The 14,866-nt window shown below is 69.4% G+C and carries 17 protein-coding genes; 13 read left to right on the plus strand and 4 right to left on the minus strand.

Annotated elements, in window-relative coordinates:
• The first annotated feature begins 58 nt into the window (after positions 1-58).
• The 8 genes from map to truA all read left to right on the plus strand — a co-directional run bounded on the left by map (position 59) and on the right by truA (position 5,367).
• Positions 59-895 carry a type I methionyl aminopeptidase gene (gene map, locus FBY22_RS00705; protein ID WP_142141942.1) on the plus strand — a complete coding sequence of 279 codons (837 nt, stop codon included), beginning with the start codon at positions 59-61 and terminating at the stop codon, positions 893-895.
• A gap of 272 nt (positions 896-1,167) precedes the next feature.
• A complete protein-coding gene (gene infA, locus FBY22_RS00710; RefSeq protein WP_003948620.1) occupies positions 1,168-1,389 on the plus strand; it encodes a translation initiation factor IF-1 in 222 nt (73 codons plus the stop codon).
• A gap of 59 nt (positions 1,390-1,448) precedes the next feature.
• Complete coding sequence (gene rpmJ, locus FBY22_RS00715; RefSeq protein ID WP_003998809.1) at positions 1,449-1,562, plus strand: 50S ribosomal protein L36; 114 nt, start codon at positions 1,449-1,451, stop codon at positions 1,560-1,562.
• Positions 1,563-1,758: 196 nt separating this feature from the next.
• Positions 1,759-2,139 carry a 30S ribosomal protein S13 gene (gene rpsM / locus FBY22_RS00720; RefSeq protein WP_020135802.1) on the plus strand — a complete coding sequence of 127 codons (381 nt, stop codon included), beginning with the start codon at positions 1,759-1,761 and terminating at the stop codon, positions 2,137-2,139.
• A gap of 70 nt (positions 2,140-2,209) precedes the next feature.
• Positions 2,210-2,614, plus strand: coding sequence for a 30S ribosomal protein S11 (gene rpsK / locus FBY22_RS00725; protein ID WP_003956432.1), 405 nt, complete (start codon positions 2,210-2,212; stop codon positions 2,612-2,614).
• A 145-nt stretch (positions 2,615-2,759) separates the two neighbouring features.
• Complete coding sequence (locus tag FBY22_RS00730; RefSeq protein WP_003966937.1) at positions 2,760-3,782, plus strand: DNA-directed RNA polymerase subunit alpha; 1,023 nt, start codon at positions 2,760-2,762, stop codon at positions 3,780-3,782.
• A 107-nt stretch (positions 3,783-3,889) separates the two neighbouring features.
• Complete coding sequence (gene rplQ, locus FBY22_RS00735; protein WP_142141943.1) at positions 3,890-4,384, plus strand: 50S ribosomal protein L17; 495 nt, start codon at positions 3,890-3,892, stop codon at positions 4,382-4,384.
• Between the two features lie 125 nt (positions 4,385-4,509).
• A complete protein-coding gene (gene truA, locus FBY22_RS00740) occupies positions 4,510-5,367 on the plus strand; it encodes a tRNA pseudouridine(38-40) synthase TruA (protein ID WP_142141944.1) in 858 nt (285 codons plus the stop codon).
• Positions 5,368-5,392: 25 nt separating this feature from the next.
• On the opposite strand, the gene FBY22_RS00745 is transcribed toward truA, so the two are convergent.
• Entirely contained in the window at positions 5,393-6,274 is an 882-nt protein-coding gene (locus FBY22_RS00745) for a hypothetical protein (RefSeq protein WP_142141945.1), read from the minus strand.
• 325 nt (positions 6,275-6,599) lie between these two features.
• On the opposite strand from FBY22_RS00745, the gene rplM reads away from it, so the two are divergent.
• The 3 genes from rplM (at position 6,600) to glmM (ending at position 9,123) form a co-directional block, all read left to right on the plus strand.
• Entirely contained in the window at positions 6,600-7,043 is a 444-nt protein-coding gene (rplM, locus tag FBY22_RS00750) for a 50S ribosomal protein L13 (protein WP_058923752.1), read from the plus strand.
• Positions 7,044-7,084: 41 nt separating this feature from the next.
• A complete protein-coding gene (gene rpsI, locus FBY22_RS00755; RefSeq protein ID WP_142141946.1) occupies positions 7,085-7,597 on the plus strand; it encodes a 30S ribosomal protein S9 in 513 nt (170 codons plus the stop codon).
• Positions 7,598-7,764: 167 nt separating this feature from the next.
• Positions 7,765-9,123: a phosphoglucosamine mutase gene (gene glmM / locus FBY22_RS00760; protein ID WP_142141947.1), complete on the plus strand. Its 1,359-nt coding sequence runs from the start codon at positions 7,765-7,767 to the stop codon at positions 9,121-9,123.
• A 105-nt stretch (positions 9,124-9,228) separates the two neighbouring features.
• Here glmM and FBY22_RS00765 read toward each other — a convergent pair whose 3' ends face one another.
• Positions 9,229-10,179, minus strand: a complete 951-nt coding sequence (locus FBY22_RS00765; RefSeq protein WP_142141948.1) for a DUF389 domain-containing protein — start codon at positions 10,177-10,179, stop codon at positions 9,229-9,231.
• Positions 10,180-10,195: 16 nt separating this feature from the next.
• Positions 10,196-11,164, minus strand: a complete 969-nt coding sequence (gene coaA / locus FBY22_RS00770) for a type I pantothenate kinase (protein WP_174267058.1) — start codon at positions 11,162-11,164, stop codon at positions 10,196-10,198.
• A gap of 164 nt (positions 11,165-11,328) precedes the next feature.
• Between coaA and glmS the strand changes: the two genes are divergently transcribed.
• Positions 11,329-13,176: a glutamine--fructose-6-phosphate transaminase (isomerizing) gene (glmS, locus tag FBY22_RS00775; RefSeq protein ID WP_142141950.1), complete on the plus strand. Its 1,848-nt coding sequence runs from the start codon at positions 11,329-11,331 to the stop codon at positions 13,174-13,176.
• A 7-nt stretch (positions 13,177-13,183) separates the two neighbouring features.
• Here glmS and FBY22_RS44620 read toward each other — a convergent pair whose 3' ends face one another.
• Entirely contained in the window at positions 13,184-13,756 is a 573-nt protein-coding gene (locus FBY22_RS44620; protein WP_260844676.1) for a hypothetical protein, read from the minus strand.
• Positions 13,757-14,463: 707 nt separating this feature from the next.
• Between FBY22_RS44620 and FBY22_RS00790 the strand changes: the two genes are divergently transcribed.
• Positions 14,464-14,835 (plus strand): holo-ACP synthase, encoded by a 372-nt coding sequence (locus tag FBY22_RS00790; RefSeq protein WP_142141951.1) that lies wholly within the window; start codon positions 14,464-14,466, stop codon positions 14,833-14,835.
• Positions 14,836-14,866 lie beyond the last annotated feature (31 nt).

Below are 14,866 nucleotides of genomic sequence, written 5' to 3' on the forward strand. Positions count from 1 at the left end.
CGGCCGTACTGTTGTGTACGTAATCGGACGACGTGAGTGACGGAGAGCGCAGGCCCCCATGGTGCAGATCAAGACCCCCGAGCAGATCGCCAAGATGCGTGAGGCGGGACTGGTCGTCGCCGCCATCCACGCGGCCACCCGTGAGGCGGCGGTGCCCGGAGCCACCACCAAGGACCTGGACGAGGTCGCCCGCAAGGTCCTCGCCGAGCACAACGCCAAGCCCAACTTCCTCGGCTACGGCGGCTTCCCGGCCACGATCTGCACGTCCGTCAACGAGGTCGTCGTCCACGGCATCCCCTCCGACGACGTCGTCCTCAAGGACGGCGACATCATCTCCATCGACTGCGGCGCGATCGTCGACGGCTGGCACGGGGACGCCGCCTACACGGCCTTCGTGGGGTCCGGCCACGCCCCCGAGCTGATCGAGCTCTCCCGGGTGACCGAGGAGTCGATGTGGGCCGGCATCGCGGCCATGAAGCTGGGCAACCGGCTCGTCGACGTCTCTCGGGCCATCGAGACCTACATCCGCCGCCAGCCGAAGCCGGGCGGCGGCAAGTACGGGATCATCGAGGACTACGGCGGCCACGGCATCGGCACCGAGATGCACATGGACCCGCACCTGCTGAACTACGTCGACCGCCGGCGGGGGAAGGGGCCGAAGCTGGTCCCCGGCTTCTGCCTGGCCATCGAGCCGATGGTGTCCCTGGGCACGCCCAGGACCGAGGTCCTGTCCGACGACTGGACGGTCATCACCACGGACGGGACCTGGTCCTCGCACTGGGAGCACTCGGTCGCGCTGACCGAGGAGGGTCCGCTGGTCCTCACCGCCCCGGACGGGGGCAGGGCGAAGCTGGCGGAGCACGGAGTCACGGCCGCGCCGGATCCGCTGGCCTGACGGCCGCGACCGCCTACCGGGGTGCCGCGACGCGGTCGTGCGGAGGCTGCCGGTGCGTGAGGGCTGGTCGCGCAGTTCCCCGCGCCCCTTACGGGGCGCCACGGCTCGGCGCGCTTAAGGATCTCCCCCTCGGGGCATCCTTCCTCGATTCGTGTTTCCGGGTGCGCTGACGTAGACTGACTCGTCGGCTCTCGTGCACCCGCATGTCCGCATGCGCCCTCAAGGGGAAAAGCAGGAGAGTCGATCAAGGTAGTCGATTCGAAGGGCGAAGCGTGGCCAAGAAGCAAGGTGCCATCGAGATCGAGGGCACTGTCGTCGAGTCTCTGCCGAACGCCATGTTCAAGGTCGAGCTCCAGAACGGCCACCAGGTCCTGGCACACATCAGCGGCAAGATGCGCATGCACTACATCCGCATCCTCCCTGACGACCGGGTCGTGGTGGAGCTGTCTCCGTACGACCTGACACGTGGCCGGATCGTCTACCGCTACAAGTAGATCTTGCCCGCACTCCGCCTCGGCGGGGTGGTGGCACTGACCCGGAGAACCTCAATCCCATGAAGGTCAAGCCGAGCGTCAAGAAGATCTGCGACAAGTGCAGGGTGATCCGCCGTCACGGTCGGGTCATGGTCATCTGCGAGAACCCGCGCCACAAGCAGCGCCAGGGCTGACGCACGATCGACCGTTCCCTCTGCATCGACATCGCAGGGATTCGCGCGACGCGAGCTGAATATGTTCATACGCAGAGCCCAAGTCGACACGGCTTGACACCCCCGGTTCGGAGGCCGGGGACCCGGTTCGTACCTGATACGGCGGCCGGGAACCGGCTCTGCGGAAGACCTCCGAAGATCACCAGGAGCCATTGAAGTGGCACGCGTTTCCGGTGTTGACATCCCGCGCGAAAAGCGCGTGGAGGTCGCCCTCACCTACGTGTTCGGCATCGGCCGGACCCTTTCGCAGCAGACGCTGGCGGAGACGGGCATCGACCCGAACACCCGTGTTCGTGACCTGAGCGAAGAGCAGCTGGTCGCGATCCGCGAGTACGTGGACAACAACATCAAGACCGAGGGTGACCTCCGTCGCGAGATCCAGGCCGACATCCGCCGCAAGGTCGAGATCGGCTGCTACCAGGGTCTCCGTCACCGTCGTGGTCTGCCCGTCCGCGGTCAGCGCACCAGCACCAACGCCCGCACCCGCAAGGGCCCGCGTCGCGCCATCGCCGGCAAGAAGAAGCCGGGCAAGAAGTAGTCCTCAGCGGACAACGCTTCATCAGCGGTCTTCGCTGTAGGACCGACCACCTCCCCGTAGGAGTTTGTAGATGCCCCCCAAGGGTCGTCAGGGCGCTGCCAAGAAGGTGCGCCGCAAGGAAAAGAAGAACGTCGCTCACGGCCACGCGCACATCAAGAGCACGTTCAACAACACGATCGTCTCCATCACGGACCCGTCCGGCAACGTGATCTCCTGGGCCTCCGCCGGCCACGTCGGCTTCAAGGGCTCCCGGAAGTCCACGCCGTTCGCCGCGCAGATGGCCGCCGAGTCGGCTGCCCGCCGCGCCCAGGAGCACGGCATGCGCAAGGTCGACGTGTTCGTGAAGGGCCCGGGTTCCGGTCGTGAGACCGCCATCCGTTCCCTGCAGGCCACGGGCCTCGAGGTCGGCTCCATCCAGGACGTGACCCCGACCCCGCACAACGGCTGCCGTCCGCCGAAGCGTCGCCGCGTCTGACGCACGGTCGCTTTGAGGATTCGGGCGGTACGGCTCCGTAAAAGGGCCGTATCGCCCGTACCCTTGCAGTACCCGCGCTTCTCACAGGGCGCGGTTTCCGTCGGGCGTCAAATAGCGGGCGTCCACGAATGAAGGATCTCCACACATGCTGATCGCTCAGCGTCCCTCGTTGACCGAAGAGGTCGTCGACGAGTTCCGCTCCCGGTTCGTGATCGAGCCGCTGGAGCCGGGCTTCGGCTACACCCTCGGCAACTCCCTCCGCCGCACCCTCCTGTCGTCGATCCCCGGCGCTGCTGTCACCAGCATCCGCATCGACGGCGTCCTGCACGAGTTCACCACCGTGCCGGGCGTCAAGGAGGACGTCACCGACCTGATCCTCAACATCAAGCAGCTGGTCGTGTCGTCCGAGCACGACGAGCCCGTTGTGATGTACCTGCGCAAGCAGGGTCCGGGTCTGGTCACCGCCGCCGACATCGCGCCCCCGGCCGGTGTCGAGGTGCACAACCCCGACCTCGTCCTCGCCACGCTCAACGGCAAGGGCAAGCTGGAGATGGAGCTGACGGTCGAGCGTGGCCGGGGTTACGTCTCCGCCGTGCAGAACAAGCAGGTGGGCCAGGAGATCGGCCGTATCCCGGTCGACTCCATCTACAGCCCCGTGCTGAAGGTCACGTACAAGGTCGAGGCGACCCGTGTCGAGCAGCGCACCGACTTCGACAAGCTGATCGTCGACGTCGAGACCAAGCAGGCGATGCGTCCCCGTGACGCCATGGCCTCCGCCGGTAAGACCCTGGTCGAGCTGTTCGGTCTGGCCCGTGAGCTGAACATCGACGCCGAGGGCATCGACATGGGCCCGTCCCCGACGGACGCCGCCCTTGCCGCCGACCTGGCGCTGCCGATCGAGGAGCTGGAGCTCACGGTCCGCTCCTACAACTGCCTCAAGCGTGAGGGCATCCACTCCGTGGGTGAGCTCGTCGCGCGCTCCGAGGCCGACCTGCTCGACATTCGCAACTTCGGTGCGAAGTCGATCGACGAGGTCAAGGCGAAGCTGGCCGGCATGGGCCTGGCCCTCAAGGACAGCCCGCCCGGATTCGACCCCACGGCCGCTGCCGACGCCTTCGGCGCCGACGACGACGCGGACGCGGGTTTCGTGGAGACCGAGCAGTACTGAGTCAGTACTGACCAGTGCTTGATCGGTCGATGCCGGTGAGCATCCGCTCATCGGGTTCCTGACCCCGGTACCTGACACGGCCGGGGCAGACACACAGGAGAAGAACAATGCCGAAGCCCACCAAGGGTGCCCGTCTGGGCGGCAGCGCCGCGCACGAGAAGCTGCTCCTCGCGAACCTGGCGAAGAGCCTCTTCGAGCACGGCCGTATCACCACCACCGAGGCGAAGGCCCGCCGTCTGCGGCCGTACGCCGAGCGTCTGGTCACCAAGGCGAAGAAGGGCGACCTTCACAACCGCCGTCAGGTGCTCCAGGTGATCACGGACAAGAGCGTCGTCCACACGCTCTTCACCGAGATCGGCCCGCGCTACGAGAACCGCCCGGGCGGCTACACCCGCATCACCAAGATCGGTAACCGCCGTGGCGACAACGCGCCCATGGCCGTCATCGAGCTGGTCGAGGCGCTGACGGTGGCGCAGCAGGCGACCGGCGAGGCCGAGGCCGCGACGAAGCGTGCGGTCAAGGAGTCCGAGGAGGCCAAGGTCGAGGAGACCAAGGCCGACGAGGTCGTCGAGGACGCGAAGCCGGAGGCCGAGGAGGCGTAGGCCGTCCTTGGGCTGCCGGTCCGTAGTGGCTGGTCGCGCAGTTCCCCGCGCCCCTGAAGGGGCGTGACAGTGGGCCCGTTCCTTCTTGGGACGGGCCCACTTGCCGTTCCTGAGAGGATCTCTGTGTGAGTGACGAAGTAGAGCCCGGGTATGTGCGGGTGCGGCTCGATCTTTCCTACGACGGCACCGACTTCTCCGGCTGGGCCAAGCAGGCCGGTGGGCGGCGGACCGTGCAGGGGGAGATCGAGGACGCCCTGCGGACCGTCACGCGGTCGGGGGAGACGTCGTACGAGCTGACCGTCGCCGGGCGGACGGATGCCGGGGTGCACGCCCGGGGCCAGGTGGCACACGTCGACCTGCCGGAGGCGGTCTGGCGTGAACACCACGAGAAGCTGCTCAAGCGGCTCGCCGGGCGGCTGCCCAGGGACGTGCGGGTCTGGGCGCTCAGACAGGCGCCCAGCGGCTTCAACGCCCGGTTCTCGGCCGTCTGGCGGCGCTACGCGTACCGGGTGACGGACAACCCCGGCGGGGTCGATCCGCTGCTGCGCAACCACGTCCTGTGGCACGACTGGCCGCTCGACGTCGACGCCATGAACGAGGCGGCCGAGCGGCTGCTCGGGGAGCACGACTTCGCCGCGTACTGCAAGAAGCGGGAGGGCGCGACCACCATCCGCACGCTGCAGGAGCTCAGCCTGGTGCGCGGGGACGACGGGATCGTCACCGCCACCATCCGTGCCGACGCCTTCTGCCACAACATGGTGCGCTCCCTGATCGGGGCGCTGCTGTTCGTCGGCGACGGGCACCGGGGCCCGGAGTGGCCGGGCAAGGTGCTGGCCGCCGGGGTCAGGGACTCCGCCGTTCACGTCGTACGACCGCACGGGCTGACGCTGGAGGAGGTCGGCTACCCGGCCGACGGGCTGCTGGCCGCCCGGAACAAGGAGGCCCGCAACCGGCGGACGCTCCCTGGGGCGGCCTGCTGCTGACCGCGGCGCCCGGGCGCCCGGCGTCCTACTCGGTCGCCGCGGCCGACGCCTGGGCCTCGCCGCGCCTGCGGATCTGGCGGAACGTGAACGTCTGCAGGTCGTCGCCGGTCGAGAACACCTTCGTGTCCTTGTTCGTGACGTCCTTGCCGTTCAGGAAGCCGCCGGTGGTGAAGTAGGCGTACCGGCCGTAGGAGTTGACCGTCGTGCGGCAGGTCGCGGAGTTGCAGAAAGCCTTCACACCGCCGCCCGAGAGCGGCTTGACGAAGCCCTTCTTGTCCGCCGTGGCCTTGACCTTGGTCGCCTGGGCCTCCGTGTCGAACACGGCCACGCCGACCGTCACCGCGATGCCGTCCTTCTGGTACGTCACGCGCATCAGACGGGTGCACTTGTTGGCCGTGAGGAGATTCACGTAGGTGCCCTGCACGGCGGAGGCGCAGTTGTTGGTGTCGGCCGTGGGGCCCTTCTGATAGACCGTCGAGCCCATGGTCAGCCGCGCGCCCGGGAAGAGCAGGGTCGCGCTGAGCGGCGCCGTGTCCTTGGCCTTGCTGGAGATGAACTCCTTCGGGTCCAGTGGCGGCGGCGCGCTGGTCGGCGCGAAGGACGGGGCCGTGGCGGTGCTGCCCGGGATGGACGCGCTGGCCGGCAGGTTCGACGGGTTGCCGGACGCCTTGTTGTCGCCGTTCGCGGACACCACGGCCATCGCGACGGCGGTGCCTATCGCGATGGTGGCGAGCGCCCCGCCGCCGATGAACAGCAGCCGGCGCCGCCTGTTGCGCGTCTCGGACGCCTCCGCGAGCGCCGCCCAGTCCGGGGTCTGGCCGTCACCGCCGCCGTTCCACGGCTGCTGGGAGTTCGGTTTCCAGGGATCCCATTGAGACTGGGGACCCCCCTGCTGCCCAAAGCTCATGGGGCGCATCTTAGACGGGGTACGGAGGGGGCCGGTGTGGCTCCGGCGAGGCTCCTGGGGACCTTTGTGACAGGGCCGTACATCTCGGCCGCGGATCGCCGCGGAGGGCTCGTTTTGACCCGCCAGGGGGCACCCCGGTATCCTGCATCTTCGTTGTGTATTGGCTCGCTCGTTCTCACGCGAGAGGCCCATACCTAGGTTCCCTGGAGCAGTTACCAGTGGGCGGCATACGGGCAGCGTCCCCGGCCATTGTCGTCCCCAGCTGCACGATCGCTTCAGTGATGCCATGTGTCAGCACCCATCCACTGAAGAAAAAGGCTGCGAAGTGCGTACATACAGCCCCAAGCCCGGCGATGTGACTCGCCAGTGGCACGTCATCGACGCTCAGGACGTGGTCCTGGGCCGTCTGGCCACGACCGCCGCGTCCCTTCTCCGCGGCAAGCACAAGCCGATCTACGCGCCCCACGTCGACACCGGTGACTTCGTCATCATCATCAACGCCGACAAGGTGCACCTGTCCGGCAACAAGCGGACCCAGAAGATGGCGTACCGCCACTCCGGCTACCCGGGTGGTCTGCGCTCCGTCCGTTACGACGAGCTGCTGGACAAGAACCCCGAGAAGGCCATCGAGAAGGCCGTCAAGGGCATGCTCCCCAAGAACACGCTGGGCCGTCAGATGCTCTCGAAGCTGAAGGTCTACAAGGGTGACCAGCACCCGCACGGCGCGCAGCAGCCGCAGCCGTTCGAGATCACCCAGGTCGCGCAGTAAGTCCGGCCACCCCTAAGCCTGAAGAGAATCTGAGGAGAATCGTGGCCGAGACCACTGCCGAGCAGCCGCTCGAAGAGCTTGACATCGACAGCTACACCACGGAGTCGGACGTCCCCGTCGAGGGCGAGTACACCTCCGAGTCCATGGCTTCCCGCTTCGGCGACCCGCAGCCGGCCGCCGGCCTGGGCCGTCGCAAGAACGCCATCGCCCGCGTCCGGATCGTCCCGGGCACCGGCAAGTGGAAGATCAACGGTCGCACCCTTGAGGACTACTTCCCGAACAAGGTGCACCAGCAGGAAGTCAACGAGCCCTTCAAGGTGCTCGAGCTCGAGGGTCGCTACGACGTCATCGCCCGCATCGCCGGTGGCGGTGTCTCCGGTCAGGCCGGTGCGCTCCGTCTCGGTGTCGCCCGCGCGCTGAACGAGGCCGACGTCGACAACAACCGCGGCCCGCTCAAGAAGGCCGGCTTCCTCCGCCGCGACGACCGTGCGGTCGAGCGCAAGAAGGCCGGTCTGAAGAAGGCCCGCAAGGCCCCGCAGTACAGCAAGCGCTAATCACCAGCTGCCTGCACGTACTCCGAACGCCCCGGCGGCACGCCACAGTGCCGACCGGGGCGTTCGTTTATCACCGGCGTGGGCGTATAACGGCACAAGACGCTCAGAAGCTTGTGTGATCTGATGCCGGTACGTCTGCAACAGCTGACGCTTTCTCAGGAGGACAAGTGGGACGACTCTTCGGCACGGACGGCGTGCGGGGCGTCGCCAACGCGGATCTGACCGCCGAGATGGCACTCGGTCTGTCGGTGGCGGCGGCGCACGTGCTGGCCGAGGCGGGTACGTTCGAGGGCCACCGGCCCACGGCGGTCGTCGGACGCGATCCGCGTGCGTCCGGGGAGTTCCTTGAGGCCGCGGTGGTCGCGGGTCTCGCGAGCGCCGGCGTCGACGTGCTGCGGGTCGGTGTGCTGCCCACGCCCGCCGTCGCCTACCTCACCGGCGCGCTCGGCGCCGACCTGGGCGTCATGCTCTCCGCCAGCCACAACGCCATGCCCGACAACGGCGTCAAGTTCTTCGCCCGCGGGGGCCACAAGCTGGCCGACGAGCTGGAGGACAGGATCGAGGCGGTGTACGACGCCCACCGGCACGGGGAGCCGTGGGAGCGGCCGACCGGCGCGGGCGTGGGTCGGGTACGGACCTACGACGAGGGGTTCGACCAGTACGTCGCCCACCTCATCGCCGTACTGCCCAACCGGCTGGACGGGCTGAGGATCGTCCTGGACGAGGCGCACGGCGCCGCGGCACGGGTGTCGCCGGAGGCGTTCTCGCGGGCCGGAGCCGAGGTCGTCACGATCGGGACCGAGCCGGACGGGCTGAACATCAACGACGGGTGCGGGTCCACCCACCTGGACAAGCTGAAGGCGGCCGTCGTCGAGCACGGGGCCGCGCTGGGCATCGCCCACGACGGCGACGCCGACCGGTGCCTGGCCGTGGACCACACGGGCGCCGAGGTCGACGGCGACCAGATCCTGGCCGTGCTCGCGCTCGACATGCGGGAACGCTCGGTGCTGCGCTCCGACACCGTGGTCGCCACCGTCATGTCCAACCTGGGCTTCAAGCTCGCGCTGGAGCGGGAGGGGCTCAAGCTCGTCCAGACGGCGGTGGGGGACCGGTACGTCCTGGAGGAGATGAAGCAGCACGGGTACGCGCTCGGCGGCGAGCAGTCCGGGCACGTGATCATCCTCGATCACGCGACGACCGGGGACGGGACGCTGACCGGGCTGATGCTGGCCGCTCGGGTCGCTCGGACCGGGCGGTCGCTGCAGGAGCTCGCGTCCGTCATGGAGCGGCTGCCCCAGGTGCTGATCAATGTGCCGGACGTGGACAGGTCCAGGGTCGCCACGTCGGCCGAGCTGGCGTCCGCCGTCGCCGAGGCCGAGCGGGAACTCGGTTCCACCGGGCGGGTGCTGCTGCGGCCGTCGGGGACGGAGCCGCTGGTGCGGGTGATGGTGGAGGCGGCGGACATCGAGCAGGCTCGGTCCGTGGCGGGGCGGCTCGCTGACGCGGTGAAGTCGGCTCTAGGGTAGGTCGCCGGGTTCGGGGTGGGGGTTCTGTGCGGTGCGGGCTGCGGGTGCGTTGTGGCTTGTCGCGCCCGCGCGGCGGAGCCGCATATCGAGCAGAGCCCCGCGCCCCTAGGCGTTGCCCTGCCGGGCGTTGGAGCGTCCGCGTTGCCTGGACCAGAGCCATTTCTGGGTGAGTAGGGTCAGGGTGCCCGCCAGGACGATGCCCAGGAGGTTCAGCAGGAGCTGTTCCGAGGAACGCATCGCCTGGTTGGTGTCGCTGTAGATCAGGGCCACCGCCGCGTTGGCGGCGGCCGGGACCGTCGTCACGGAGATGGCGACGCCGACCAGGGCGCCCGATTTCGCGGAGGTCAGGGAGAGGGTGCCCGCCGCGCCCGCCAGGACCGCGACCACGAACGAGAACCAGTCCGGGGCGTAGATGAAGCCCGTGTTGGGCCGCTTCGCCTCCAGCTGGGCCTTGGTGAACAAGCCGACCGCGTCCATGAACAGGCTGAAGCCGGCCGTCAGCAGCATCGCCGCGGCGAAGCCCACCAGCAGCGCGACCAGTGACCGCAGCGCCAGGCGCGGGGCGCGCTGCACGATCGCCGTGCAGATGCCGGCGAGGGGCCCGAACTCCGGGCCGACCGCCATCGCGCCCACGATGAGGATCGCGTTGTCCAGGACGACACCGCAGGCCGCGATCATCGTGGCGAGCGTGATGAACGCGAGGTAGGTGGCGGAGAGCGTCGACTCCTCGTGGGTGGCGTCGGTGAGGTGCTCCCACAGGACGGCGTCCGCGCCCTCGCCCGGGGCCTCCGCCTCCGCCTTGTCGGCCCGCCTGGACAGCGACAGGTCGATGTTCTCGACGGCGATCGAACCGGTGTGGTCCAGGCCCAACTCCTGCAGACCTGTGAGGAGTTCGTCGCCGGCCTCGCGGGCCACGTCGCACATCACGACGTCTCCCGCGGGGTTGCGGGCGGCTCCGGGGACGACGACGAGGTGTGTCGTGCCGACCGTCTTCTCGATCAGGCGGACCACGTCGTCCGTCCTGTCGGACGGTGTGATCAGGCGCAGGTGCAGCATGGGCGCAGACTAACGGTCAGAGCTTGCGCAGCCGCAGCCGCTGCACCTTGTGGTCCGGGCCCTTGCGCAGCACCAGGGTGGCGCGGCCACGGGTGGGGGCGATGTTCTCCACCAGATTGGGCTTGTTGATGGTGCGCCACTGGGTGCGGGCGTAGTCGAGGGCCTCCTCCTCGGAGACCTGGGTGTACTTGCGGAAGTACGAGTTGGGGTCCTGGAACGCCGTCTGGCGCAGCTTCTTGAAGCGGTTGAGGTACCAGCTCTCGACGTCCTCGGCGCCCGCGTCGACGTACACGCTGAAGTCGAAGTAGTCGGCGAGGCCGACGCGGGTGCGGCCATCCTTGCCGGGGAGGGCGGGCTGGAGGACGTTCAGGCCCTCGACGATCAGGATGTCGGGCCGGCGGACGACGAGCTTCTCGTCCGGGACGATGTCGTAGATGAGGTGGGAGTAGACGGGCGCGGTGACCTCGTCCTTGCCCGCCTTGACGTCGGCGACGAACCGGGTCAGGGCCCGGCGGTCGTACGACTCCGGGAATCCCTTCCTCGACATCAGCCCGCGGGCCCGGAGCTCCTTGGTCGGCAGCAGGAAGCCGTCGGTGGTGACGCGCTCGACGCGCGGGTGCTCGGGCCAGCGGGAGAGCAGGGCCTGCAGCAGTCGGGCGACGGTCGACTTGCCGCAGGCCACCGAGCCGGCGATCCCTATCACGAAGGGGGTGCCGGACTGGGAGCCCTGTTCGCCGAGGAAGGTGTTCAGGGCGCTTCTGAGGCCGTCGGTGGCCCCCACGTACAGGTTGAGGAGGCGGGACAGCGGGAGGTAGATGTCCCGCACCTCGTCGAGGTCGATGACATCGCCGAGGCCGCGCACCTTCTCGACCTCCTCGGCGGTCAGCGGCAGCGGCGTCTTGTCCCGCAGCGCGCTCCACTCGGAACGGGTGAGGTCGACGAAAGGAGTCGCCTCCGGCCCTCGCCGGTGGGCGCTCCGGGGCATCGAGTTGACCGGAGAGATCACAGTCCATTGTTAACGGAGTTTGAACCGGATGGCGGGTGGGGTGCGTCACGCTCTTTCCGCAGGGTTCGTATGGCGGTGGGAATTTCCGAATCCGGGCACGCTGAGCCTCTTTCGGGCGCCGGTTCGCCCGTAGGCTGCCGCCCATGTGCGGAATCGTGGGATACGTGGGGTCGCAGTCGGCGCTGGATGTCGTGATGGCCGGACTGAAGCGGCTGGAGTACCGGGGGTACGACTCGGCGGGTGTCGCCGTGCTGGCGGACGGGGGGCTGGCGGCCGCGAAGAAGGCCGGGAAGCTGGTGAACCTCGAGAAGGAGCTGGTGGACCGGCCGCTGCCGACGGGTTCCACAGGGATCGGGCACACCCGCTGGGCCACGCACGGCGGGCCGACCGACGCGAATGCCCACCCCCATCTCGACAACGCGGGCCGGGTCTCGGTCGTCCACAACGGGATCATCGAGAACTTCGCGGTGCTGCGGGCCGAGCTGGAGGAGCGGGGGCACGAGCTGGCCTCCGAGACCGACACCGAGGTGGTCGCGCACCTGATCGCGGAGGAGTTCTCCGCCTGCGCGGACCTGGCGGAGGCGATGCGGCTGGTGTGCCGGCGGCTGGAGGGGGCGTTCACGCTGGTCGCGGTGCACGCCGACGAGCCGGACGTGGTGGTGGGGGCCCGGCGGAACTCGCCGCTGGTCGTCGGCGTCGGCGAGGGCGAGGCGTTCCTGGCCTCCGACGTCGCCGCGTTCATCGCGCACACGCGCTCCGCGATCGAGCTGGGCCAGGACCAGGTCGTTGAGCTGCGCCGCGACGGGGTGACGGTGACCGGCTTCGACGGGCGTCCGGCCGAAGTGCGCTCGTACCACGTCGACTGGGACGCGTCGGCCGCCGAGAAGGGCGGCTACGACTACTTCATGCTCAAGGAGATCGCCGAGCAGCCCAAGGCGGTCGCCGACACGCTGCTGGGGCGCATCGACGCCGCGGGCTCGCTGACGCTGGACGAGGTGCGGATCTCCGACGCCGAGCTGCGGGAGGTCGACAAGGTCGTCATCGTCGCGTGCGGTACGGCCTTCCACGCCGGGCTGATCGCCAAGTACGCCATCGAGCACTGGACGCGGATCCCCTGCGAGGTGGAGCTGGCGAGCGAGTTCCGGTACCGGGACCCGATCCTGGGGGCGCGCTCGCTGGTGATCGCGATCTCGCAGTCCGGGGAGACCATGGACACGCTGATGGCGTTGCGGCACGCGCGGCAGCAGGGGTCCAAGGTGCTGGCGATCTGCAACACGAACGGGTCGACGATTCCGCGCGAGTCGGACGCGGTGCTGTACACGCACGCCGGTCCGGAGGTGGCGGTCGCCTCGACGAAGGCCTTCCTGACGCAGCTGGTGGCGTGCTACCTGGTGGCGCTGTACCTGGGGCAGGTGCGCGGCACCAAGTGGGGCGACGAGATCACCGCCGTCATCCGGGACCTGTCCCAGATCTCCGGCGAGGTCGAGCGGGTGCTCGAGACCATGGAGCCGGTACGGGCGCTGGCGCGCACCCTGGCCCACAAGAACACGGTGCTGTTCCTGGGGCGGCACGTGGGCTACCCGGTGGCGCTGGAGGGCGCGCTGAAGCTGAAGGAGCTCGCCTACATGCACGCGGAGGGGTTCGCGGCGGGGGAGCTGAAGCACGGCCCGATCGCTCTCATCGAGGAGGACCTGCCGGTGGTGGTGGTCGTGCCGTCACCGCGCGGGCGTTCCGTCCTCCACGACAAGATCGTCTCCAACATCCAGGAGATCCGGGCCCGGGGTGCGCGGACGATCGTCATCGCGGAGGAGGGCGACGAGGCGGTGGTGCCGTACGCCGACCACCTCATCCGCATCCCGGTGACGCCGACTCTGCTGCAGCCGCTGGTGGCGACGGTGCCGCTGCAGGTGTTCGCCTGCGAACTGGCGACGGCCCGCGGCAACGAGGTGGACCAGCCGCGGAACCTGGCGAAGTCGGTGACGGTGGAGTAGGCGGTGTTCAGGAGCGCCGGTCGGGAGCGCCCTTGCCGCTCAGGTACGTCCGGTACGTGATGCGCATGAGCAGGATGCCCGGAACGACCGCCGGGAGAAGTCGGTTCCACCGCGGGGCGGCGGACTCGGCCAGGTGGACGGCGGTGAGCAGGACGCCCGCCCCGAACACCACGTCCACGCCCAGCATGAGCAGGAGTCCGAGGGACCACGTCCAGGCCCTCTCCTCCTTCGCCTCCTTCGGGGTCTCGGCGGTCGGCGCGGCGGGCCTGCGTTCTCGCGGCCGGGGGATCTCCTCCTCCTTGCGCGCCCGCAGCGGGACCACCGCCTCGGCGGGCACGGCCGCGTCCAGTACGGCGATCCGCTCGGGGCTGACGTCGCCGTACAGGGTCGGCTCCACGGCCACGCGGAAGCCGTCGAGGCCGGTCAGGTACCGGGCCCCGTCGGGGCGGGTGGTCATCGCGGCGCACGCGTCGTACCGGACGGTGACCAGGCCGCCGGGCAGCGACAGCGTCACACCGGTGTCCCCGATGACCAGCGTGACGTCGTCGTCCTCCAGCGACGGGTGCAGGGTGCCGGACACCCCGGTCGGCGAGTACTGCGGGGCCGGGGTCAGGCCCGCCCGGATGGTGTTCCGAGAGCCGGTCGTAACGCCGCCGCGCCTCGGACTGCCCCAGCTCCAGGCCGCGGGCGGTCAGCAGCCGGGCGGTCCAGGCGGGGCCGTACTCCGGGTGCTCCGCGCACACCTCGATCAGCAGCAGCTCGGCCCTGCGCAGCCAGTCGTGGAACTGGGCGAACTGGTCCCGCGAGACCTGCTCGGCCCGGACGCCGCCGCGGATGTGCCAGCCGATGCGGGTGTACCGCTCCGCGAGGAGGGTGCGGGGGAGCGGGTCGGCGGGCTGCGCCTTCACGGCCCGCTCCAGATACGCCTCCGTCCGCTCCACGTTCGCGAGGAGGCCCGCGGCGAACGAGACGTCGGCGGCGCGATCCCCGATCCCCGCGAAGAAGGCCTGGGTGCCCGCCCAGTCGTCGTCCCACGCGGCGGCACGCAGCGGCGCGAGCCCGGGCAGGGCGTCGAACGGATCACTCACGGTGCTTTCGCCCATGCGGGCGCACCCTTGACCGGTCGATGAGAACGCGTGAACTGGCCCCCCAGGCGCGCGAGGCTTCGCAGGCTAGCAGGGGGTGTGACGGGACGGGACCGAGATTTCGCGGAGCGCTACGGCCTGACGGGCGGCGCGAGTTGACCTGGTTCCGGCGGGGGCCGTCCGGCGCCCTAAGGTGCTCGGCATGAGCATCATCGGGGTCGGTATCGACGTGGCCGAGATCGAGCGCTTCGAGGCGTCGCTGAAGCGTACGCCCGGGATGGCTGAACGGCTGTTCGTGCGGGACGAGTTGCTGTTGCCGAGCGGGGAGCGCCGCGGGGTCGCCTCGCTCGCCGCCCGGTTCGCCGCCAAGGAGGCCCTCGCCAAGGCGCTCGGCGCACCGGCCGGGCTGCTGTGGACCGATGCCGAGGTGTACGTCGAGGACAGCGGGCGGCCCCGGCTGCGGGTGAGGGGGAGCGTGGCGGCGAAGGCGGCGGAGCTGGGAGTGCGGTCCTGGCACGTGTCGTTGAGCCATGACGCGGGGGTGGCGTCGGCAGTGGTGATCGCGGAGGGCTAGGACCCTTCCGCGTGGGGCGAGTGCGGGCTGC

This window comes from Streptomyces sp. SLBN-31 (assembly GCF_006715395.1).
Classification (GTDB): domain Bacteria; phylum Actinomycetota; class Actinomycetes; order Streptomycetales; family Streptomycetaceae; genus Streptomyces.